The sequence below is a fragment of the Bradyrhizobium sp. USDA 241 genome (genome assembly GCF_049739505.1).
Classification (GTDB): domain Bacteria; phylum Pseudomonadota; class Alphaproteobacteria; order Rhizobiales; family Xanthobacteraceae; genus Bradyrhizobium; species Bradyrhizobium liaoningense.
Map to the genome: position 1 here is coordinate 2,912,144 of NZ_JBMGPZ010000005.1, position 20,640 is coordinate 2,932,783.

Below are 20,640 nucleotides of genomic sequence, written 5' to 3' on the forward strand. Positions count from 1 at the left end.
CGAGCCAGGGCAAGGCAGGATCGCATGTCACGATATCGTCAGGCGTCGGTCCGATTGCGCCAGGGGAAGAGGTTGGCCGGGAAGTCGGCGGCTGGCTTGCGCGGACGATGCGGCGGGGGCGGCACCGGGCGCGCCCCGGGCTCCGAGACGATCACCTTGCGGTAGAGGTGCCACGTGGCATGGCCGAGCAGCGGGATCACCACGGCAAGGCCGAGGAAGGCCGGTATTGTGCCGAGCGCGAGCAGCACCGCCACAATGAAGCCCCACGCCGCCATCGGCACGGGGTTTTTTGCGACGACCCGCAGCGACGTCACCATCGACTCGAATGCGCCGGCATGACGGTCGAGCATCAAGGGGAACGACACGACGCTGATGCAGAGCGCGGCGAGCGCGAACAGGAAGCCGGTGCCGCAGCCAACCGCGATCAGCCACCAGCCCTGTTGAGTCGTCAGCACGCGCGTCACGAAGTCCGAGAGTCCGGTCACGCCCTCGTAGCCGAACGCTGCGATGTAGATCGCCTGCGCGGTCGCGACCCAAGTGACGAGCAGGGCGAGCAGTAACGTGCCGAGGCCCAGCATCGCACCGAACGAAGGCGAGCGCAGCACCTCCAGGGCATCCCAGGCGCTGGCCGGTTCATAGCGCTCGCGCCGGCTGGAGAGCTCGTAAAGTCCGAGCGCCGCGAAGGGCCCGATCAGCGCGAAACCGGCAGCCAGTGGAAACAACAGCGACAGCACCGAATAGCCCATCACCACGCGGGCGAGCACGAGGCCGAGCACCGGGTAGATCAGGCACAGGATGATGGCGTGGCTCGGAACGGCCTTGAAGTCTTCCCAGCCGCGCCTGAGCGCGTCCTGCAGATCGGACAGTCGGATGGTTCGGATCACTGGTCCAGCCGCATCCGCGGGCTGGCCCATCGTAGGAACATTGCCCTGGTAGAGTGTGGCCATGGTCGCTAGCTCCCTTGCCAGGCAGCCAAGACCGGCGCCGGCAAACGGCGCAAGCGGCCGCCATTCTCTGAAATCTCGCGATCCCGACCACACGCGAATTCCGGCTGGCATCGCGAGCTGAACGCCAACCATACTCCCAAGTCCAAGTCCTGTCCCTGATGCTTGGGTGAAATTCGATGCCGCGCCGCAACCACAACGACGCCATTCTGTCGTCATTTCGCCGCAGATAAGCTGATGCTGCTGTTAGCCCACGGAACTTCGCGGGCGCAGCGCGGCAACTTCGTCTATAAGTGCCACTCAAGGCCCTTCCAACGGATTCCTTTTCGGGGAGCAGACATGAGCATTTTCGGGAAAATCATGAGCGCGATCTTCGGCAGCGAGCCGGCCTCCGCCGCGCCCGCCGGTGGCACAGCTTCGCCCGGCGCGCCCGCAAGCGCGCCAGGCGCTTCGTCGCCGGCCGCCGCGCCCATGGCTGCCGTCGACGTGGCGGCGATCGTCGACAAGGCGGCGGCCGCGCACAAGGGCGAGAAGCTGGAATGGCGCACCTCGATCGTCGACCTCATGAAGGCGCTCGACATCGATTCCAGCCTCGCTGCGCGCAAGGATCTCGCCAAGGAGCTCGGCTACGGCGGAGACATGAACGACTCGGCCAGCATGAACGTCTGGCTGCACAAGCAGGTGATGTCCAAGCTCGCCGCCAACGGCGGCAAGCTGCCGCCGGAGATTAAGCACTGACCCGCGCCGGGTCGTGCCGGAGGGGCCCGCGATCTCGCGGGCCCTTTTGCACTCAGGCGACCAGATCCGCATCCTCCGGATGCCTGTCGAGATAGTCGACGACGAAGCCGCAGCCGGCGATCACCTTCCTTCCGTCGCGCCGGATCAAGTCCAGCGCGCCCTTGACCAGCTCGGAGGCGATGCCGCGGCCGCGCAGCGCGGATGGCGTCTCGGTATGGGTGATGATGACGGCGGACGGCGTCAGCCGGTAATTGGCGAAGGCGACGTCGCTGCCGACATCGAGCTCGAAGCGGCTCCTGTCCTTGTTGTCGCGTACCGATGCCGCCATGAGGAATCCTTCCGAAATGCAGATTGCCTCCTGATCTAGGACTCTGACTTCGCCCTTGCCAAGGTGAGGCAAAGGCAGATTGGCGCAGAGGAGATATCCGCAAATGCGCCGCGGTGACCGCAGTGCAGTATGGAAGTCGCGCCCTGCGAGCATGGCGCGGCGACCGCAAATATTCCTCGATACGGCTCTTGCAAGCCGAAGTTCGGTTCCCACGTCCTGGAAAGGACATACGCCCGAATGCGGCCGGCAGGGTCGCCAGATATTCGGAGTGTCGTGATCGCCAGCCGCAGACGTATGCCTCTTTTGCAGGAGGGTACGATGTCGGACTCTGGTTTCTTGAAGACTCATCGAACATGGGAAGACTGGTGCGGGATGCTGCTCGGCGCGGCGATCGTGGCTTCGCCGTGGTTTCCCGTCCAGGATCAGGCGATCACCGGACACCAGACGGCCATCCTCAACACCGTCGCGATCGGTCTGATCGTGTTCGGCCTCAGCCAGCTCGAGTACGTGGCCTTGCAGCGGTGGCAAGAGGTGACCACGATTCTGGTCGGGCTGTGGCTCATCGCTTCGCCTTACGTGATCGGTTACTCCGCTGACGGCTTCCTCCGCATCTATCACACGACCCTCGGTGCGGTGGTGGTGCTGCTCGGCATACTCCAGTTGTGGCAGGACTGGGATCAGACTGACCAGGACTTGCTCAAGCACGGGCAATAGGCCGTAGATGCCGGCAGGCCCGCCGGCCATGGGCGGCGGGCCTGTGCACTTATTTTGTTACGAGATCTGCATAGTCCGGGTGCTTGTCGATCCACGCCTTCACGAACGGGCATTCTGGGATCAGCTTCAATCCGGCGGCGCGGACCTGGTCGAGTGTGCCTTGTACCAGCTTCGAACCAATGCCCTTGCCACCAAGTTCCTTCGGCACGTCCGTATGCTCGAACGTGATCACGTTGCCATCGAGCTTGTAATGCTCGGTCGCAAGATGGCCTTCCACCGCGAGCTCGTAGCGGTGTTGGGCCTTGTTGTTGATGACGTCGCTCATGTCGTGGCCCCTCCAGCTGCCAGCCTCGCGCACGAGACCGTAACGCGCGGTCGGGTCGGCAGGTTTCCGATGTTGCTGTCGTTCGGTTCAATCGGTCGCTTTGGCCAGCCTGGCATCTTCGGGCTGTGGCGGCGGGCGAAGGCAACCCTGGCAGATGACCAGGGAGCGGTTGACCCTGGCGTCCTGCTCGGCCTCGATGCCGTCTTGCGCCTGCCACCATTCCTTCGAATAGGGCTGAACGCCGGCTTGCGACCTGTTGCGCTCGGAGTGGGCAGCGGTGCGCGTTGGTTGTGAAGCAGCGCGCGGCCGGTTGGGATCCTCGCCGGCGCCATCCCAGGCATAACGCGCAGGCTTGAAGGCGGGATCGGAAGCCAGATGCGCCTGTGGCGCAACGGCACATCCGGCGAGCGCCAGCGTGAGCAGGATGACGGCCGGCGCTTTGATCATGGAATGCACTCTGTACGCGAAGACGGATGGAGGGTGCGCCGATCATGTTTAAAATTCCCTGAACAATTGCGATCGTGGCTGCGACCAACGCCAATGCGATATCTGATCCTTCTGCTCACCTTGCACGTGACCAGCGCGTGCGCCGACGACGCAAAGCCGTTCAATCCGGCCGACCATCCACCGGGCGTGCAGACGGCGCTGCGCTACGCCAATGAGGAATGCGACGCCCAGGAGGGCGGCAAGGTGACCTTCGCGCCAAACACCGTGCGCAAGATCGATCTCACGGGCGATGGCCGCGAGGACTACATCGTCGATTTCCAGGACACCAAATGCGGCGATCGCGAGACGACGTATTGCGGAACCGGCGGCTGCGTCATGAAGATCCTGGTGACGCTGCCGGACGGCAGCGAGCGCGAGGTGTTCGGCGGCTATGTCCGCAGCTACAAGATCATGGCGCCGCCGATGAAACGCGGTGCCGCGCGCACCATCCGTTTCGATCTGCACGGCAGCTTCTGCGGCGGCTTCGGTGCGCAGGCCTGCTGGAAGGCGAAGGCCATTACGGCGACGCCGTTTGCGTTCAAGCAGCCGTAGAGCTGGTCCGCGGCCGCTGGCCTTGCAGGGGCGCTGGCGATGGCGATAAATGGGCGGCAATGAGCGGGCGGCTTGTGCGCTGTCCGTCGTCGAAGAGGAAGCCCGATGCAGCCCCTGCGCATGTCCCGCCGCGTCATGAATCTCGCCTACATGCTGACCCAGAATGCGCGGCGGCATGGATCGCGCCCCGGCTTCGTCTGGGGTGACAAGTCCTGGACCTGGCGCGAGATCGATGCGCAGGTCTCGGCGCTGGCCGCGGCGCTCGCCGCACGCGGCATTGCCAGGGGCGACCGCATCCTCGTCCATTCCAAGAACGGCGAGGAGATGTTCGTCTCGATGTTCGCCGCGTTCCGGCTCGGTGCGGTCTGGGTGCCCACCAATTTCCGCCTGATGCCGGACGAGGTCACTTATCTCGCGCAGGCCTCCGGCGCCAAGGCGTTCCTTTGCCATGTCGATTTCCCTGAGCACGCGGCGGCGGTGAAGGGCGGCGCACTCGAATTCACCTGGAGCATCGACGGCAAGGCGCCATTCGCGGATATGTCGGTTGCCGAGGCCATGGCCTCGCGGGCGGGAACGGCAGTCGAGAACGTCGCCGTCGAACACGACGATCCCTGCTGGTTCTTCTTCACCTCCGGCACCACCGGTCGTTCCAAGGCGGCCGTGCTCACCCACGGCCAGATGGGGTTCGTCGTCACCAATCATCTCGCCGATCTGACGCCAGGTGTGACGGAGCAGGATGCCTCGCTGGTGGTGGCACCGCTGTCGCACGGCGCCGGCGTGCATCAGCTGATGCAGACCGCGCGCGGCGCATGCACGGTGCTGCTGCCGACCGAAAAATTCGACATCAACGAGGCGTTCCGCCTGATCGAGGCGCATCGCGTCAGCAATCTCTTCACGGTGCCGACGATCCTCAAGATGATGGTCGAGCATCCCGCCGCCGACAAATACGATCATTCCTCGCTGCGCCATGTGATCTACGCCGGCGCGCCAATGTATCGCGAGGACCAGAAGGCCGCGCTGAAGAAGCTCGGCAAGGTCATCGTGCAGTATTTCGGCCTTGGCGAGGTCACCGGCAACATTACCGTGCTGCCGGCCGCGCTGCACGATCCCGAGGACGGCCCACACGCGAAGATCGGCACCTGCGGCTTCGAGCGCACGGGCATGCAGGTCTCGATCCAGGACGACGAGGGACGGGAGCTTGCCGCCAACCAGAGCGGCGAGATCTGCGTGATCGGGCCTGCGGTGTTCGCCGGCTACTACGACAATCCCGAAGCCAATGCGAAGGCGTTTCGTAACGGCTGGTTCCGTACCGGCGATCTCGGCCACATGGACGAGGAGGGCTTCGTCTACATCACGGGACGTGCCTCCGACATGTACATCTCCGGCGGCTCCAACATCTATCCGCGCGAGATCGAGGAGAAGATCCTGACGCATCCTGCAATCGGCGAGGTCGCCGTGCTCGGCGTGCCCGATGCGACCTGGGGCGAGGTCGGAATAGCTGTCTGCGTTGCGCGCGAAGGCGCGAAGCCAGTGAGCGAAGCAGAGATGGCGGCGTTCCTCTCGCCAAAAGTGCCGCGCTACAAAATGCCGAAGCGGTTTTTCTTCTGGGAGGCGCTGCCCAAATCCGGCTACGGCAAGGTGCCGAAGCGGATGGTGCGCGACGAGCTCGAGGCGCGCGGGCTGCTCGATCTCGACAAGATCAAGGCCAGCTGAGCAGGCGTCATGCGCAGCATCAAGCAGCCGGGCCCGCCCGTCGCCGAACGCATTCAATGGGTGGAGGCGAGGGGGCGTGCCTTTTCCTTCACGCTTCAGGCCGGTCTGCCGCTGCTGGAAGCTGCACGTCGCGGATTTGCGGCAGAGGGATTTGCCGGCGGCGTACTGAATTTCGGCCGCGGTGCGCTCGGGCCGTTCGCCTATGTCATGCCGGCGTTGTCGAAGACCGGCGAGAACGCGGCGTTCTACAGTGACACGTATCGGCCCGAAGGTGTGACGCGCACGAAGCTTGGCAGCATGACGCTCGGCATGCGCGATGGCGCGCCGTTCTTTCATTGCCACGGGCTCTGGACCGAAGCCGATGGCAAGGCCAGCGGCGGCCACATGCTGCCGGACGAGACTGTTGTGGTCGAGCCCTTCGAGGTCGAGGCGTTCGGCATCGATGGCGCGATGTTCGCCGCCGAACCCGATCCGGAGACCAATTTCAAGCTGTTCGGGCCCGTCGCGGTCGCGAGCACCGGCGCTCGCACGACGAGCCGAAGCTTCGCATTGCGGCTGCGGCCCAATCAGGATTTTGCCGGCGGCCTCGAGGACTTCTGTCGTGCACACGGTATTGCGCGTGCGAAAATTCACGGCGGCGTCGGCTCGACCATCGGCGCGCGTTTCACCCATGGCGGCATCACCGAGCCGTTTGCGACGGAGCTGGCGATCACGGCCGGGACAATTGCGGCTGGCCCTTCGGGCGCACTCGAAGCGGCGCTTGACGTTGCGCTGGTCGACTACACCGGTGGCATCGCGGAGGGGCGAATGGTCCGTGGCGACAATCCCGTTCTGATGACGATGGAGTTGGTGCTCGAGGTGTTGGGCTAGTAGCGGCGAGTGAACATCAGGGGCGAGAACGTAGCTTGGCAATGGCCAAGAACGTGGATTCACTGACCCCTGAGCTGGATCCCTGAAAGAGGCTGAGCAAGGGGGATTGTCCCTGGCCGATACTCTGGCTGGTTTTGATATCATACATGGCGGAGAAACGATTCAACAGCTTTGCAACCTTCGCAGGATCGGACAGATCCTTGATCTTCATGAATTTGTCCACGAACTTGGCCTGCTGATCGATCGGCATCGCCGCCATCTGATCAGGCAAATTGAAGGTGGTCCTGAACACCTCCGAAAGCGCCTTGTCGGCGAGGATGTCGTATGCCGACGTGATGTCGCCCGCCTTTCGCTGGAAGTAGAGCGCCAGGCGCACGCCGGGATTCGTGTCCCCTTGCTGCTGCTCCAGGCTTTGCTGGAGATAGTTCGCCTGGGTTTCCCGAAATTGATCTTGCTGCTGGGGACCCATCATCGGGAGGCGCGCGACGTTGCCCTTGCTGTCGAAGTTGAACGACGCCGCGATGTCGGCAAAGCGGAGATCGCTCTGCGTGTTCGCAAAGCTCTTTGGATCGTTCAGGTTGGAGGCGAAGATTTTCTTGAGAAAATCGGTGCTGACCTTCCTGGGATCCAAACCCTTGGCCAAGAGAATGAAATCGACCATCGGCCTGTTTGCAAGAAGATCGGACACGCTGTCGATGCCTGCAATCGCCTCCTGATAATCCGTCGCATCCTTGGTTGCCTGGGCCCGAACTGCCGCCTGCTGCTGGGGGCTCGCCGTGCTTGCGCTCTTCACCGCTGAAATGACGTAGTCCCTTGTGATCTCGAGCACTTCAGCAGCGTCCTGGGCCACCAGGGGGGTCGTCAGATTGCCCTTTGCATCGAAATTGAAGGCGCGCGCGAGCTGGACATAGCGATCGTCCTTGAGGGTATGGACGTAGCTCTTGGGATCGCTCAGGTCGCTTTCGAGAACGGCCTTGATCGTGGCCTGGGAGACCTCCTTGGGATCGAGGCCGACGGCGCCCAGCGCAAAGACATACACATCCGGCGTCGATATGAACGCGTCGACCGAATTGACGGTGAGGAGAGCCGTTCTGAATTGCCTGATTGCGAAAGCTTCGTTCAGCGGGCTTGCCGCCGAATAGACGGCCGCCTTGCTGTCGTCGAACCGCTGTTTCGTGATCGTGACATTTGCAGCAGTCTGTGCGGACACGCCTGACGGAAGCGATCCGTCGGGCGAAAACTCGAAGGCGCCGGCCAGGTCCACGAACCCGTTAATGGTCGCGATCTGGTCGCTGAGGCTGGAAATGTTGGTTGCGTAAGACTCCAGATGATGTTTCTCGACCAGGATCTGGACCTTCAGCTGGGTCACATTAGCGCCCGGTTGCGATAGTTGGGCCGTGTAGTCGGCTATTTTTGAATTTGCGGCGCTGACATCGGATTGGGCTTGAGCAAGCTGGGCCTTGAGGCCATTCAACTGGGAAGCAAAGGTGGTGTTGACGTAGCTGTTTGGATCGGATGGGTCGCTGCGCAGGACCTGACTGATCGTGTCACGAGGCCACTTGCTTTGATCGATCCCGTATGCCGAATAGACATAGTTACGCAGACGGTCGTCGTTCAGGAGTTGGTCTGCGCTTGTGATACTGCCGATATGGGCGCTGTAGTATTTCGAGTCGTCCGCAAGTGCATCCACCTGGCTCTTCTTGGTCGCCGTATACAGGCCGATCATCTCATCGGTCTGGTGCTCCGATTGCGCGACCGGCGTCGTGCCGCCGGCGAAGGAGAATGCCGCGGCAAACTCCCGGTACCGCTTGTCGACCGATAGCGGTACGACGACCCCACCTCGTTTAGGTGGACGGGATGAGCGAGACTCGCGCGTGGATTTGACAACGCGAGGGACGCTCGTTCCATGCATCAAGACAGACATCAAGACGGGCATGATGCCGCCTCCTATCAGCGGATCGAGGTGATCACAGGGGAGAGGCGACGGCGCAGTTGGAGCGATGCGGAGAAGGCGCGGATCGTGGCCGAGAGTGCCGATCCGGAGACGAGCATTTCCGAGGTGGCTCGACGCAACGGGGTGAACCGGGGACTGCTCAGTGTGTGGCGGCGCCAGGCGCGGCTCGCGTCGAGCGAAGCGCCGCAGTTCGTGCAAGTCAGGCTCCAGGCCGCCGTCGAGGCGCAGCCGAACGCGATCGATAAGGCGCATGTTCTGACGGATCCGGCCGAGCGGATCGAGGTGATGATCGCGGGCGCGACGGTGCGCGTGCCCGTCGGCGTCGACGCCGCGACGCTGGAGCGCGTGCTGGCGGCGGTGAGATCGACGCGATGATCTCTTTCGGTCCAATGGTCCGTGTGTTCGTCGCGACGCAGCCGATTGACTTTCGTAAAGGCGTTCATGGCCTTGTCGCGCTGGTAGCGGAGGGATTAGGCGGCAAGCCCTACAGCGGTGACGTTTATGTCTTCCGATCGAAGCGATCGGATCGTTTGAAGCTACTGGTTTTTGACGGCTCGGGAATGGTTCTAGCGACGAAGTGGCTGGAGAATGGGGGCTTTGCCTGGCCACCTGTTCGCGAGGGTACGATGCCGGTGACGGGGGCGCAACTGGCGATGCTGATTGAAGGTCTTGCGGAGTGGTCGCGTGTGGTCCCGAAGGTGACGAAGCGGCCGACGAAGGTTGCCTGAAGCGTCTTGTTTTGCTGGCGATTGCGAGTGCGTTCGTGTAGCTCTGCGATATGGCGCTTCGCCCCGAAGATCTCCCCTCTGACCCTGCGGCTCTTGCCGAGATGGTGCTGGCTTTCGAAGGCGAGAACGATGATCTGCGCGCAGAGATCGCCACGTTGAAGAGCCTGATCTTCGGCGCACGATCGGAGCGCGCGGCGATCGTCTGCGCCGAACAGATCGCGTTTGATCTGGAACGGACCGCCGGCTCACAGCTCCCGGCCAATGACGACAAACCGGACGCGCCGCGGCCGGAGCGGCGCAAAGCGAAGCGCAACATCGGCGCGCTGCCGGCGCATCTGCCTCGGGTCGAGCGGGTGATCGAGCCGGCGTCCACGCTGTGCCCGTGCTGCACGGGTCAGATGCATCGGATCGGCGAGGAGAGCAGCGAAGCGCTCGATCGGGTTCCCGCGTGGCTGCGCGTGCTCCGCACGATCCGTCCAAAATACGCCTGCCGCTCCTGTGAGGGCCCGATTGTCCAGGCCCCGGCACCGGCGCGGCTCGTCGAGGGCGGCATGGCAACGACGGCGCTGATCGCGCATATCGCCGCGGCCAAATATGCCTGGCAATCGACGCTCTATCGCCAGACGCAGATCCTGGCGGGTCAGGGTGTCGTCGTCGACCGTCAGACGCTGGCGCGCTGGATGGGGAGCGCGGCGTGGCTGGTCAGGGGCCTCTACGATCTGCAACTGAAGACTATGCACGGCTTCGAGCGGCTGTTCTGCGACGAGACGCCGATGCCAGTGCTCGATCCGGGACGCGGCCGCACGAGGATCTGCCAGTTCTGGGCGCACGCGACGGACGATCGGGCGTGGAAGGGGCCGGCGCCGCCGGCGGTCGCCTACGTGTTCGCAGGTGGTCGCGGCAAAAAGGAGATCGTGGCGCAGTTAGCCGGCTTCGAAGGCGTGCTGCAAGTCGACGGCTATGCCGCCTACGCCTCGCTGGCGGGCGATGCGATGATGTCGGGCCAGATCCAGCTGGCGTATTGTCTCGTTCACGCGCGCCGCAACTTCGTGAGGGTGCACAAGACGACGAACTCACCCTTCGCCGCGGAGGTCATCGAGCGCATTGCGGCCGTCTACGCGATCGAGGAGAGGATCCGCGGTCTCGATGCTGGGGAACGCCGCGCGACGCGACAGGCCGAGACGAAGCCGCTGATGGAGGCGTTGAGGGCCCGTCTGATCGCGGTGAAGGACGGGATCTCCCGCCGCTCGACGCTCATCAAGGCGATCGACTACATGCTCGAACGCTGGCAGGGCCTGACGACGTTCCTGGATGACGGGCGGCTCGAGCCGGACACCAACACGGTCGAACGATCGATCAGGCCAATTGCGATCGGAAAAAAGAACTCGTTGTTCAGTGGTGACGAAGGCGGGGGCGAGACCTGGGCGATACTCGCTTCGCTTCTTAACACAGCGAAATTGAATGGCCTCGACCCCGAGGCGTATCTCGTCGACGTTCTCGATCGCATGGTGAGCGGCGCCACGAAGACCAACCAGCTTCACGAACTTCTGGCCTGGAACTGGAAGGCCGCACGCGAAGCCGAAAAGCGGGCCGTGGCATGACGAAGCCGAAGCAAGGGCGGGGAACGCGAAAAGCACGCAAGACGACGATGGCGGACTATGCCATGTCGTTCGAACGGCTCGGGCAATGGATCAGCAAGCGCGCCAGGTCGCCGACGCTTCGGCATCCGCGGGCGACGTCGCTCTCCATGCTCGATGGCGCGGTGGCCGCGGTCGTCGCCGGGCCGGTCTCGATGGCGTCCGAGGAATGGGTGTGCCCGCTCCTCGGCGTAGATCCCGACGCCTTCAATCACGACACCGAGGAGTTCTCGGCAATCGCCGCCACGCTGATGCGCCACAACGCTATCAGCGAGACGCTGTCGACGAGACCGGAGAGCTTCGAGCCGCTGTTCGTGCGATCACCGGACGGCGAAGTCGACCCGCAGCCCTGGTGCATGGGCTTCTACGCCGTCATGAAGCTTCGGCTTCTCGTCTGGTCGCGGCTTCTCCCCCCGAATGGAACCGAACACCTTATGCTGCGGCCGATCTTGGTCCATTGCATCGACGACGCCGGTCGACCCTTGCTACCCCCGGCCCGGCGCACGCTGGGAACGCAGCCCATCATCCAAAACGCCTGGCGCAACATTCCAGCAACCGTCGAGGCCCTCCGGCAGTTCTGGATGCCTATACGCTTCAAGCGCGGTGCGTAGGCCGTCCGCACCAAGTCCGTGGCTCCGTGGGCCTCTCGTACCGTTTACTGTCGACCAGCTTGTTGACGAAGCTTTTTGAGTCGTTGAGGTCGCTCTCGAGCACCTGCTTCATGAAAGCCTTGGCATACGCCATGTCCTCCAGGCCATATGCCTTCACCGCATAATGATACAGGCGATAGTCCTTCATGAAATCGTCAATGGTTTTCACCTTGCCGATGTTGGCTTTGTAATAGGCGGCCTTCCGCGCGACGTCCGATTGCTGTTCGACCCGGGTGAGGGACTGCTTGAGATTGTGCGTGATGTAGCTGTAGCTGAAATACGTTGTCACCATCTCGCATCCCTCGCGGCTTTGCAGTCCCGGACGTCCGTCAATCATTGCGGGGTCGCGAGGTGGAAGCTGGCATCATGCCAGCAAGACTGTCTCGTGGTCAGCTCGCGCCCAAATAGCGCAGATCAAGTAACGCAGATCGACTTTATCTCCTGATGTTTCTGGATGTTTCCCAAATGCAGCTTTCGCGAGGGTTGTGTTCCTGATATGTTCCAGTTCAGGGATAGGTCCGAATTAGGAGCTGGCATGAGCCGAAGAACGATCAACCTGCCTGCGCCGTATCTGAAGCGGGTCTGGCTCGATCCGTCGCAAGTTCACGATCGCGAGGCCTATCCGTTTTGCCTGCCCATCTTCCCCGATGACTTCGAGCTCAACTTCGACGCGGCCATCACCATCATCGTGGGAGAGAACGGGACCGGGAAGTCGACGATCCTCGAGGGCATCGCAGCGCTCGCCGGCTATGACGATGCCGGTGGCGGCAAGGGCTACATGCCGGTCGATCATTCCGAAGCACGCGAGAAGATGGGCGGCCAACTCTCGAAGGCGCTGCGCGCAAGCTGGCTGCCGAAGATCACCAATGGCTGGTTCTTCCGTGCGGAGAGTTTTTTCTCGGTTGCGCGATATCTGGACAAGGCCGCACGGGACGCCGGCCAGGCCGGTCCCGATTTCCTCTCGCACTCCCACGGTGAAGGCTTCCTGCGCTTCTTCGAAGAACGCTGCCAACGCCAGGGCATCTTCATCTTCGACGAGCCGGAATCGGCGCTGTCGCCGGCGCGCCAGATCGAATTCCTGAAGCTGCTGCGCCGCATGGAAGAGTCTCGCATTTGCCAGGTGATCATGGCAACGCATTCGCCGGTGCTGATGGCCTATCCCAACGCGCGGCTGCTGCGGCTCGGGAAATACGGCCTGCAGCCCACGACGGTGGAGCAGACCGATCATTACCGGGTGATGCGGGAGTTTTGTGCCGATCCACGCGGGTTCGTGGAGGCGACGCTGGCGGAGTAGGGGCGCACCGACGCCCACACGCGTGTCCCGGACAAAGCTGCAACGCGTGAGCGTTGCGGCGCAGAGCCGGAACCCAGGAGCCCGCGCGTCGGCTGCTGCATGGGCCCCGGCTCAGCAGCGCACCGCCGAAGGGGCGCTGCGCTGCGTCCGGGGCACGAGAGCCTGAATTTCTCTAGCATTGCTACCCGCATCATACGCGCGGCTTCGCATTCTCGCGGCGCTTCGCGCCCGAGCTTTGCGTCGATTGCCGCCCTCAAGAGTGCCGAGGGCGCAGGGAAGGCCGGGTGCCGGCTGGCACCCGCGGTCCGCTGTGCGCGAATTGCGCTGGAGGTGATGCACAGCGGCATACAGGTGAAGCCAAACATCCGGCCTTCCCTGCGCAGTGGTTTTACGGCTTATGTCGTGCTCTCCTCGGGGAGCGATGCACTATTGCCCCCGTCGCCTTGCGGATGACTGACGATGCGAACCCGGTCGGGCCGCAACGTCACCACAAGCCTTGGCGCACAGACCCCGGGCGCCAGGACCACACGATTTTGCCGTACGCTGGCTGCGCCCGTCGTGTGCGCGCCTCGTCTGCTCACGGAGTGACCCGCCCTGCAAACCGCCTGCGCGCGACGCTGCCTGCGTCCACCACATTCCCATCCCGCGTTCGTGACGATCGCGATCCGCCCCTCGGCCCGGGCTGGGATGGCCAAAACATGCGACAATTCCGAATTCGAGTAAAGCGAATTATTTCCGCTCGCAGGAGTTGACCGTGGTCTGGCGTGTTTTGCCCGTCAGGCAACGCAACGGATGGTGTGATAGTGGGGAGCGCGCCGCCACAGCCGCGCCACGAACCGGTCTCCCCACCGTCCAAAAATGCGCTACGATGCTTCCAGCGCGCTTCAAGTCGCGCAGGATCAAGTGAGGAAACGACATGAGGATGACGATGGGACCGGCGATCGCCGGGGTGGCGGCGCTGGCGGTGGCGGGGATGGCACTGACGACGGCGTTCGAGCCAGTCTGGGCCCACGGGCCGACCCGGCAGAAGGTGAGGGAATCCATCGAGATCAACGCGGCCCCGGCCAAGGTATGGGCGGTGATCGGCAATTTTCAGGACATGAGCTGGCTCCAGCCGGTCACCAAGACCACGGGCGAGAAGGGCAACGAGATCGGCGCGACGCGGACGCTGACGCTCACGGGCGGCGCAACGGTCGAGGAGGAGCTCTACAAATACGAGCCCGACATGCTGAGCTATTCGTATCGGATCACCAAGGTCGACGTGAAGGTGCTGCCGGTGACCAATTATTCCTCGACACTGACGGTGTCGCCCGCGCCTGATGGCAAGGCGAAGCTGGAATGGGCCGGCGCGTTCTATCGCGGCTATCCCAACAACGATCCGCCGCCGGAGCTGAGCGACGAGGCCGCCAGGACCGCGGTGAGCGGTCTGTACAAGACCGGGCTCGAAGCGCTCAAGAAGAAGATCGAGAGCGGAAGCTGACAGTGCGGGCGCTGGTCCTGGCGGCGCTCGCTGCCAGCCTTTGCCTTGCCGGTGTCGGCGGCGCGTCCGCTGAAGAGGCGTTCGTCACCAACCAGCTCAGCGATGATCTGATGGTCGTGGATCTCGCGACGTCGCGCAGCGTTGCGACGATCCCGATCGGCGGCAAGCCGGCGGGCGTCGCCGTCAGCGCGGACGGACGTTTTGCCTATGTGACGAGTCCCGACGCCAGGGCGGTGACGGTGGTGGACGCGGCCGCGCGGCAAGTCGCGGGGCGGATCGAGGTCGGCGGCGGGCCGCTCGGCATTGCCGTCGCGCCCGATGGCCGCACCGTCTATGTCGCCGACTGGTATGCCGCTGCGGTGCGGGTGATCGATACGGCGAGCCGCAGCGTCACGGCCAGCATCGCGGTCGGTGCTTCGCCGTCGGGCCTCGCGGTGACGCCGGACGGAAGGCTGCTGCTCTCGGCGGATCGTGACGACGACAGCGTTTCGGTGGTGGACACCGCGACGGGCCAGCGCAAGGCGACCATCAAGGTCGGCACCCGACCGTTCGGCGTCACGATCGATGGCGAGGGCAAGCGCGCCTATACCGCCAATGTCGGCTCCGATGATGTCTCGGTGATCGATATCGCGGAGGCCAGCGAGATCGGCCGTGTGCCGGTCGGCATGCGGCCCTATGCGGTGGCGCTGACGCAGGGGCGCGGTTTCGTCACCGACCAATATGGCGGCACCGTCAGCGTGTTCGACCTCGCGAGCCTGAAGCCGATCAGGCGCATCACTGTCGGCGACTATCCCGAAGGCATTGCGACGACCGCCGACGGCAGGCGCATCATCGTCGCGTGCTGGGAGAGCAACGTGCTTAATATCATCGATGCCAGCGAGCTGAAGGTGATCGGCGAGATCAAAGTCGGCGATGGCCCGCGCGCATTCGGGGCGTTCTTGCGCAGGACGGAGTAGGGGTGTGTAGGGTGGGTTAGCCTTGCGGCTGCGCGAAGCGCAGTCGGAAGGCGTAACCCACCTCTTTGGATTCCGCGGAGACAGAAGTGGTGGGTTAGCCCTGCAGATGCGCTTTGCGCATCTGCAGGGCTAACCCACCCTACCAGTCCGCGCTAGCGTCGGCGCAATCTCATCCATCCGCTCGAACACATGATCCGGCCCCAGCGCCCGCAGCGCCGCCGGCGCCGCATAGCCCCAGCATACGGCCCCGCAGGCAATTCCCGCGGCCCGCGCCGCCTCGATGTCGCGGACCTCGTCGCCGATCGCGATGACACTTTCGGGCTGGACGCCTGCGCGCCTGACAACCCGGCGGAATTTCGCGGGCTTGCCGAACAGCGATGCCGCGCAGTCGAAATGCGCGAACAGGGCGGCAGCCTCGCCAAGCTTCTCGCGCGCATTGGCCTCGCTGTCCGAGGTCACCAGCGCCAGCTGCACGCCGTTCTCGGCCAGCGTCCGCAGCATCGCCTCGACGCCCGCGAACAGCGCAATCTCTGCGGCCGCCTCCGCCTTCAACCGCCGCGCATGCCGCGCGATCGCCGGCAGCTTCCATAGCGGCACTTCGAGTCGTGCGAGGATTTCGCGGCTCGACGCATGCCGCAGCTCTTCGATGTCCTCATCCTTCACGCGGCGAAAATTGAAGCGATCGGCGACATCGTTGATGGTGCGCAGGAACCACGGGAAGCTGTCGGCGAGGGTGCCGTCGAGATCGAAGATGGCGAGGGAGTAGGGCATGGAGGCGGGTTCTGGAATTCGCTGACAAAACGCGATGGGGCAGAATGTTAGGATAGCCACGCGTGCTGCACTGGGAAATGAATCAACGCAATTTGCGAACATGAACATTGATGTCGATATCGATGTTGTTCACGCAAGTCTGCGTTGTCCGATGCGAGCCGCCTTCGTGCCAGCACCCGTCGCGCGCCCGGGCGCCGCTAACATTTGCCAGCTTGAGACACCGCCATTGCGGCAACGATCCGGTGCTCTCGCCGGCAAACTGCCACGCCAGCACAGCCTCCTCGCCAGCCTTGTTGGTGCCGATGATGTGCGGGCAGAGCTCGCGAGGACGACCCTCGTAGACGCAGGTCACCTGCTGCTCTGCGAGGATTGCGTCGCGAAAGAGTGTATAAGTTCGGCTCAGCATGGAGACCACTCCACGGCAGCTTCAGCCGGTCGGCCCAGCGGGCGGCGCTATTCCGCCGCCTCGCTCGCCGTCCGTCTCCGCCTCGGCTTTCGCGCCTTCTCCAGCACCGGCGCCAGGAACTTGCCCGTATAGCTCCGCGGCGCTTTCGCGATGTCTTCCGGTGGGCCCCAGGCGACGATCTCGCCGCCGCCGTCGCCGCCTTCGGGACCGAGGTCGATGACCCAGTCGGCGGTCTTGATGACTTCGAGATTGTGCTCGATGACGACGACCGTGTTGCCTTGGGCGACCAGCTCGTGGAGCACCTCAAGCAGCTTCTTGACGTCGTGGAAATGAAGACCGGTGGTGGGCTCGTCCAGGATGTAGAGCGTGCGGCCGGTGGCGCGCTTGGACAGCTCCTTCGCCAGCTTGACGCGCTGGGCTTCGCCGCCCGAGAGCGTGGTGGCCTGCTGGCCGACATGGATGTAGTCGAGGCCGACGCGGTGCAGGGTCTGGAAGGTCTCGCGGACGCGCGGCACCGCCTTGAAGAACTCGGCGGCCTCTTCGACGGTCATGTCGAGCACGTCGGCGATGCTCTTGCCCTTGAACAGGACTTCGAGCGTCTCGCGATTGTAGCGCTTGCCCTTGCAGACGTCGCAGGTGACGTAGACGTCGGGCAGGAAGTGCATCTCGATCTTGATGACGCCGTCGCCCTGGCACGCCTCGCAGCGGCCGCCCTTGACGTTGAAGGAAAAGCGGCCCGGCTCGTAGCCGCGCGCCTTCGCTTCGGGCAGGCCCGCAAACCATTCGCGGATCGGCGTGAAGGCGCCGGTATAGGTCGCCGGATTCGAACGCGGGGTACGGCCGATCGGCGACTGGTCGATGTCGATGATCTTGTCGATGTGCTCGAGGCCCTCGATGCGGTCGTGAGGGGCGGCGCCTTCGCTGGCGTTGTTCAGCTTGCGGGCGATGGCGCGGTAGAGCGTGTCGATCAGCAGCGTCGACTTGCCGCCGCCGGAGACGCCGGTGACGCAGGTGAACAGGCCGAGCGGAATCTCCGCCGTGACGTTCTTGAGGTTGTTGCCGCGCGCGTTGACCACCTTGATGGTGCGGCGATGGTTCGGCGGACGCCGCTCCGGCACCTCGACCTCGAGTTCGCCGGTCAGGTACTTGCCGGTCAGCGATTTCGGGTTGCGCATGATCTCGGCGGGCGTGCCTTCGGCGACGATGTGGCCGCCATGCATGCCGGCGCCAGGGCCGATGTCGAGGACGTAGTCGGCAAGGCGGATGGCATCCTCGTCATGCTCGACCACGACCACGGTGTTGCCGAGGTCGCGCAGCCGCTTCAGCGTGTCGAGCAGGCGGGCGTTGTCGCGCTGGTGCAGGCCGATCGAAGGCTCGTCCAGCACGTAGAGCACGCCCGTCAGGCCCGAGCCGATCTGCGAGGCGAGGCGGATGCGCTGGCTCTCGCCGCCGGACAGCGTGCCGGAGGAACGGGACAGCGTGAGATAGTTGAGGCCGACGTCGAGCAGGAAGGTCAGACGCTCGCGGATCTCTTTCAGGATGCGGCCGGCGATCTCATTCTGCTGCTTGTTCAGCGTCTCCGGCACGTCCGCGAACCATTCGCCGGCCTTCTTGACCGACAGCTCCGAGATCTCGCCGATGTGCTTGCCGCCGACCTTGACGCAGAGCGCCTCGGGCTTGAGCCGAAAACCCTTGCAGCCCTCGCAGGGGACATCATGGAAGTATTTCGCCAGCTCCTCGCGCGCCCATTCGCTCTCGGTCTCGCGATAGCGGCGGTTGATGTTGGTGATGACGCCCTCGAACGGCTTCTTGGTGTCGTAGGAGCGCACCCCGTCCTCGTAGGAGAACTTGATCTCATCGTCGCCGGAGCCATAGAGGATCGCGTCTCGCGTCTTCTTCGGCAGATCCTTCCACTTGGTGTCGAGCGTGAACTTGTAGTGCTTGCCGAGCGCGGTCAGCGTCTGCACGTAATAGGGCGATGACGACTTGGCCCAGGGCGCGATCGCGCCCTTGCGCAGCGTCAGGTCCTTTTCGGGGACGACGAGATCCTCGTCGACATGCTGCTCGACGCCGAGGCCGCCGCAGGCCGGGCAGGCGCCATAGGGATTGTTGAACGAGAACAGCCGCGGCTCGATCTCGGGGATGGTGAAGCCGGAGACCGGGCAGGCGAACTTTTCCGAGAACAGGATGCGTTCGGGGCCGCTCTTGTCGTGGATCTTCGCGGTCTTCTTTTTCTCCTTCTCTTCGGCAGGCGCGGCCGCCGGCGCGTCGGCGAACTCGACGACGGCAAGGCCCTCGGCGAGCTTCAGCGCGGTCTCGAAGCTTTCGGCGAGGCGCTGGCCGATGTCGGCGCGCACCACGATGCGGTCGACGACGACGTCGATGTCGTGCGGGAATTTCTTGTCCAGCGTCGGCGCTTCCGCGAGCTCATGGAAGGTGCCGTCGATCTTGACGCGCTGGAAGCCCTTCTTGAGCCATTCGGCAAGCTCCTTGCGATACTCGCCCTTGCGGCCGCGCACGACCGGCGCGAGCAGATAGAGGCGGGTGCCTTCGGGCAGGGCCAGCACGCGGTCGACCATCTGCGAGACGGTCTGGCTCTCGATCGGCAGGCCCGTGGCCGGCGAATAGGGTACGCCGACGCGGGCCCAGAGCAGGCGCATGTAGTCGTAGATCTCGGTCACCGTGCCCACCGTGGAGCGCGGGTTCTTCGACGTCGTCTTCTGCTCGATCGAGATCGCCGGTGACAGGCCGTCGATCTGGTCGACGTCGGGCTTCTGCATCATCTCGAGGAACTGGCGGGCATAGGCCGACAGCGATTCGACGTAGCGACGCTGGCCCTCGGCGTAGATGGTGTCGAAGGCGAGCGAGGATTTGCCGGAGCCGGAGAGGCCGGTGAACACCACCAGCTTGTCGCGGGGAATCTCGACGTCGATATTCTTGAGGTTGTGCTCGCGCGCGCCACGGATCGTAATTGCGCGCAGGCTCGAGCCCGCGTTCTGTTGTTGGCGCTTCGCCTTGATCACTTCGTCCATCCCGCTGGTCCTTAAGGAATCCAAAGACGCGCGATCGCGCCAATGTTGAAGGCGCGCTTCGCCCGGAACCGGGAACGGCGCCGATGGGTATGGCAGCGAACGTAGGAAGAACGGCGGCGGATTTCCAGTGCGACTTGCGAATCGTCAACGGATTGTTGGCGTGCTGGCGGCATCTGGCAGCAGCGGGGCGTGCGGAACTGCGCTGGAGCGTGCCGCCAAACAAAAAGGCCGGCGCGAGGCCGGCCTTTCGTAACGCAAGAGCGTCGGAGACGAAGCTCAGTACTTCGCGACGATCGGGCCGCCGAAGTGATAGTTCACGCCGACCTGGACGGTGTGGAAGTTGATCGTGCCAGACGCCACCGGAACGCCAAGGTTGGAGAAGTAGTTCTCGCTGCCGAAGCTGCGATAGAGGTACTCGCCCTTGACCGACCATTGCGGCGCGAAGAACGCCTCGACGCCAGCGCCGACGGTCCAGCCGGAGTGCCACTTGCTGTCGGAGACGCTCACGCCGAGTGCGCTGAGGGTGACCTTGTTGTCGATCCAGGCGTAACCACCGGTGCCGTACAGCAGGACGTTGTTGACGGCCCAGCCGATGCGGCCGCGCACGGTGCCCATGGCGTCGGTCTTCGAGCTCAGCGTGGCGGTGGCAACGCCGAAGCCGGGGACAACGGTCGCGCCGGTGACCGAAGCGCTGACGTCAGCCCAGGCGCCGTCGGCCTCGAGACCGAACACGACGTTGCCGGTCTGCCAGTTGTAGCCGGCGGTACCGCCGACGAAGCCGCCGTTCATCTTCGGATCGGTCGAGGACTCTTCCCAAGCGCCGCCGCCGACGACACCGAGATAGAAGCCGGTCCAGTTGTAAACAGCGGCCGGAGCGATCGGAGCCTTGGTATAAGGGCGAGCCGCGAGGTCGGCGGCCGAGGCCGGAGCGGCAAGAGCGAACAAACAGGCCGAAGCCAACAAAACCTTCTTCATCTTAACTAAATCCCAGTCCCAGTTTCTGTTGTCGCCTTCCGTGACCGGAAGGGCAGCGGACTCAACGGCCCAACTGAGGTTGTGTTT

General features: G+C 64.0%; 21 protein-coding genes and 1 pseudogene. 12 read left to right on the forward strand and 10 right to left on the reverse strand.

From position 1 onward, the window contains the following. Positions 1-38 precede the first annotated feature (38 nt). A complete protein-coding gene (locus tag ABIF91_RS35975; protein ID WP_424579676.1) occupies positions 39-947 on the reverse strand; it encodes a DUF2189 domain-containing protein in 909 nt (302 codons plus the stop codon). 336 nt (positions 948-1,283) lie between these two features. On the opposite strand from ABIF91_RS35975, the gene ABIF91_RS35980 reads away from it, so the two are divergent. Beyond that, positions 1,284-1,682, forward strand: a complete 399-nt coding sequence (locus ABIF91_RS35980; RefSeq protein WP_028180827.1) for a DUF3597 domain-containing protein — start codon at positions 1,284-1,286, stop codon at positions 1,680-1,682. A gap of 52 nt (positions 1,683-1,734) precedes the next feature. Here the strand turns inward: ABIF91_RS35980 and ABIF91_RS35985 are convergent, their stop codons facing one another. Beyond that, positions 1,735-2,010, reverse strand: a complete 276-nt coding sequence (locus tag ABIF91_RS35985; protein ID WP_028180826.1) for a GNAT family N-acetyltransferase — start codon at positions 2,008-2,010, stop codon at positions 1,735-1,737. Positions 2,011-2,328: 318 nt separating this feature from the next. On the opposite strand from ABIF91_RS35985, the gene ABIF91_RS35990 reads away from it, so the two are divergent. After that, a complete protein-coding gene (locus tag ABIF91_RS35990) occupies positions 2,329-2,724 on the forward strand; it encodes an SPW repeat protein (protein WP_028180825.1) in 396 nt (131 codons plus the stop codon). A 49-nt stretch (positions 2,725-2,773) separates the two neighbouring features. Here the strand turns inward: ABIF91_RS35990 and ABIF91_RS35995 are convergent, their stop codons facing one another. Then, positions 2,774-3,049 carry a GNAT family N-acetyltransferase gene (locus ABIF91_RS35995; RefSeq protein WP_028180824.1) on the reverse strand — a complete coding sequence of 92 codons (276 nt, stop codon included), beginning with the start codon at positions 3,047-3,049 and terminating at the stop codon, positions 2,774-2,776. Between the two features lie 87 nt (positions 3,050-3,136). Beyond that, entirely contained in the window at positions 3,137-3,496 is a 360-nt protein-coding gene (locus tag ABIF91_RS36000; protein ID WP_028180823.1) for a hypothetical protein, read from the reverse strand. Positions 3,497-3,589: 93 nt separating this feature from the next. Between ABIF91_RS36000 and ABIF91_RS36005 the strand changes: the two genes are divergently transcribed. From ABIF91_RS36005 to ABIF91_RS36015, 3 genes are all read left to right on the forward strand, one after another. After that, the gene (locus ABIF91_RS36005) at positions 3,590-4,087 is read left to right on the forward strand and encodes a hypothetical protein (protein WP_028180822.1); all 498 of its coding nucleotides are present in this window, start codon (positions 3,590-3,592) and stop codon (positions 4,085-4,087) included. Positions 4,088-4,192: 105 nt separating this feature from the next. After that, entirely contained in the window at positions 4,193-5,800 is a 1,608-nt protein-coding gene (locus tag ABIF91_RS36010) for an acyl-CoA synthetase (protein WP_035677960.1), read from the forward strand. A 9-nt stretch (positions 5,801-5,809) separates the two neighbouring features. After that, positions 5,810-6,670, forward strand: coding sequence for a PCC domain-containing protein (locus ABIF91_RS36015; RefSeq protein ID WP_028180820.1), 861 nt, complete (start codon positions 5,810-5,812; stop codon positions 6,668-6,670). A 16-nt stretch (positions 6,671-6,686) separates the two neighbouring features. On the opposite strand, the gene ABIF91_RS36020 is transcribed toward ABIF91_RS36015, so the two are convergent. Continuing rightward, positions 6,687-8,606, reverse strand: a complete 1,920-nt coding sequence (locus tag ABIF91_RS36020; RefSeq protein ID WP_424579677.1) for a DUF1217 domain-containing protein — start codon at positions 8,604-8,606, stop codon at positions 6,687-6,689. Between ABIF91_RS36020 and tnpA the strand changes: the two genes are divergently transcribed. The 4 genes from tnpA to ABIF91_RS36040 are packed head-to-tail and all read left to right on the forward strand — an operon-like array spanning position 8,577 to position 11,600. Next, positions 8,577-8,999: an IS66-like element accessory protein TnpA gene (tnpA, locus tag ABIF91_RS36025; protein ID WP_424578819.1), complete on the forward strand. Its 423-nt coding sequence runs from the start codon at positions 8,577-8,579 to the stop codon at positions 8,997-8,999. The genes ABIF91_RS36020 and tnpA overlap by 30 nt on opposite strands. Then, entirely contained in the window at positions 8,996-9,352 is a 357-nt protein-coding gene (gene tnpB / locus ABIF91_RS36030; RefSeq protein ID WP_018273742.1) for an IS66 family insertion sequence element accessory protein TnpB, read from the forward strand. Before tnpA ends, tnpB begins: the two co-directional genes overlap by 4 nt. A 50-nt stretch (positions 9,353-9,402) precedes the next feature. After that, positions 9,403-10,953 (forward strand): IS66 family transposase, encoded by a 1,551-nt coding sequence (gene tnpC, locus ABIF91_RS36035; RefSeq protein WP_035681142.1) that lies wholly within the window; start codon positions 9,403-9,405, stop codon positions 10,951-10,953. Next, positions 10,950-11,600 (forward strand): UPF0149 family protein, encoded by a 651-nt coding sequence (locus ABIF91_RS36040; RefSeq protein WP_063712394.1) that lies wholly within the window; start codon positions 10,950-10,952, stop codon positions 11,598-11,600. The genes tnpC and ABIF91_RS36040 overlap by 4 nt, the downstream gene beginning before the upstream one ends. A gap of 37 nt (positions 11,601-11,637) precedes the next feature. Here ABIF91_RS36040 and ABIF91_RS36045 read toward each other — a convergent pair. Then, positions 11,638-11,931 (reverse strand): annotated as a pseudogene (locus ABIF91_RS36045) (DUF1217 domain-containing protein); the annotation flags it as partial. A 243-nt stretch (positions 11,932-12,174) separates the two neighbouring features. On the opposite strand from ABIF91_RS36045, the gene ABIF91_RS36050 reads away from it, so the two are divergent. The 3 genes from ABIF91_RS36050 to ABIF91_RS36060 all read left to right on the forward strand — a co-directional run bounded on the left by ABIF91_RS36050 (position 12,175) and on the right by ABIF91_RS36060 (position 15,369). Then, a complete protein-coding gene (locus tag ABIF91_RS36050) occupies positions 12,175-12,933 on the forward strand; it encodes an AAA family ATPase (protein ID WP_028180859.1) in 759 nt (252 codons plus the stop codon). A gap of 916 nt (positions 12,934-13,849) precedes the next feature. After that, the gene (locus tag ABIF91_RS36055; RefSeq protein ID WP_028180860.1) at positions 13,850-14,413 is read left to right on the forward strand and encodes an SRPBCC family protein; all 564 of its coding nucleotides are present in this window, start codon (positions 13,850-13,852) and stop codon (positions 14,411-14,413) included. A gap of 2 nt (positions 14,414-14,415) precedes the next feature. Continuing rightward, positions 14,416-15,369 (forward strand): cytochrome D1 domain-containing protein, encoded by a 954-nt coding sequence (locus tag ABIF91_RS36060; protein ID WP_028180861.1) that lies wholly within the window; start codon positions 14,416-14,418, stop codon positions 15,367-15,369. 129 nt (positions 15,370-15,498) lie between these two features. Here ABIF91_RS36060 and ABIF91_RS36065 read toward each other — a convergent pair whose 3' ends face one another. From ABIF91_RS36065 to ABIF91_RS36080, 4 genes are all read right to left on the reverse strand, one after another. Continuing rightward, entirely contained in the window at positions 15,499-16,140 is a 642-nt protein-coding gene (locus ABIF91_RS36065; protein ID WP_028180862.1) for an HAD family hydrolase, read from the reverse strand. Between the two features lie 82 nt (positions 16,141-16,222). After that, positions 16,223-16,555 (reverse strand): hypothetical protein, encoded by a 333-nt coding sequence (locus tag ABIF91_RS36070; RefSeq protein ID WP_155252005.1) that lies wholly within the window; start codon positions 16,553-16,555, stop codon positions 16,223-16,225. Positions 16,556-16,593: 38 nt separating this feature from the next. After that, on the reverse strand, positions 16,594-19,578 hold the full coding sequence (uvrA, locus tag ABIF91_RS36075; RefSeq protein WP_035677482.1) for an excinuclease ABC subunit UvrA: 2,985 nt from the start codon (positions 19,576-19,578) through the stop codon (positions 16,594-16,596). A gap of 276 nt (positions 19,579-19,854) precedes the next feature. Continuing rightward, positions 19,855-20,553: an outer membrane protein gene (locus ABIF91_RS36080; protein WP_028180865.1), complete on the reverse strand. Its 699-nt coding sequence runs from the start codon at positions 20,551-20,553 to the stop codon at positions 19,855-19,857. Positions 20,554-20,640 lie beyond the last annotated feature (87 nt).

Bases quoted from the DNA above. Each gene is read 5' to 3' on its own strand.
- ABIF91_RS35975 (WP_424579676.1), bottom strand. From the start codon at position 947: ATGGCCACACTCTACCAGGGCAATGTTCCTACGATGGGCCAGCCCGCG.
- ABIF91_RS35980 (WP_028180827.1), top strand. From the start codon at position 1,284: ATGAGCATTTTCGGGAAAATCATGAGCGCGATCTTCGGCAGCGAGCCG.
- ABIF91_RS35985 (WP_028180826.1), bottom strand. From the start codon at position 2,010: ATGGCGGCATCGGTACGCGACAACAAGGACAGGAGCCGCTTCGAGCTC.
- ABIF91_RS35990 (WP_028180825.1), top strand. From the start codon at position 2,329: ATGTCGGACTCTGGTTTCTTGAAGACTCATCGAACATGGGAAGACTGG.
- ABIF91_RS35995 (WP_028180824.1), bottom strand. From the start codon at position 3,049: ATGAGCGACGTCATCAACAACAAGGCCCAACACCGCTACGAGCTCGCG.
- ABIF91_RS36000 (WP_028180823.1), bottom strand. From the start codon at position 3,496: ATGATCAAAGCGCCGGCCGTCATCCTGCTCACGCTGGCGCTCGCCGGA.
- ABIF91_RS36005 (WP_028180822.1), top strand. From the start codon at position 3,590: ATGCGATATCTGATCCTTCTGCTCACCTTGCACGTGACCAGCGCGTGC.
- ABIF91_RS36010 (WP_035677960.1), top strand. From the start codon at position 4,193: ATGCAGCCCCTGCGCATGTCCCGCCGCGTCATGAATCTCGCCTACATG.
- ABIF91_RS36015 (WP_028180820.1), top strand. From the start codon at position 5,810: ATGCGCAGCATCAAGCAGCCGGGCCCGCCCGTCGCCGAACGCATTCAA.
- tnpA (WP_424578819.1), top strand. From the start codon at position 8,577: ATGCATCAAGACAGACATCAAGACGGGCATGATGCCGCCTCCTATCAG.
- ABIF91_RS36020 (WP_424579677.1), bottom strand. From the start codon at position 8,606: ATGCCCGTCTTGATGTCTGTCTTGATGCATGGAACGAGCGTCCCTCGC.
- tnpB (WP_018273742.1), top strand. From the start codon at position 8,996: ATGATCTCTTTCGGTCCAATGGTCCGTGTGTTCGTCGCGACGCAGCCG.
- tnpC (WP_035681142.1), top strand. From the start codon at position 9,403: ATGGCGCTTCGCCCCGAAGATCTCCCCTCTGACCCTGCGGCTCTTGCC.
- ABIF91_RS36040 (WP_063712394.1), top strand. From the start codon at position 10,950: ATGACGAAGCCGAAGCAAGGGCGGGGAACGCGAAAAGCACGCAAGACG.
- ABIF91_RS36050 (WP_028180859.1), top strand. From the start codon at position 12,175: ATGAGCCGAAGAACGATCAACCTGCCTGCGCCGTATCTGAAGCGGGTC.
- ABIF91_RS36055 (WP_028180860.1), top strand. From the start codon at position 13,850: ATGAGGATGACGATGGGACCGGCGATCGCCGGGGTGGCGGCGCTGGCG.
- ABIF91_RS36065 (WP_028180862.1), bottom strand. From the start codon at position 16,140: ATGCCCTACTCCCTCGCCATCTTCGATCTCGACGGCACCCTCGCCGAC.
- uvrA (WP_035677482.1), bottom strand. From the start codon at position 19,578: ATGGACGAAGTGATCAAGGCGAAGCGCCAACAACAGAACGCGGGCTCG.
- ABIF91_RS36080 (WP_028180865.1), bottom strand. From the start codon at position 20,553: ATGAAGAAGGTTTTGTTGGCTTCGGCCTGTTTGTTCGCTCTTGCCGCT.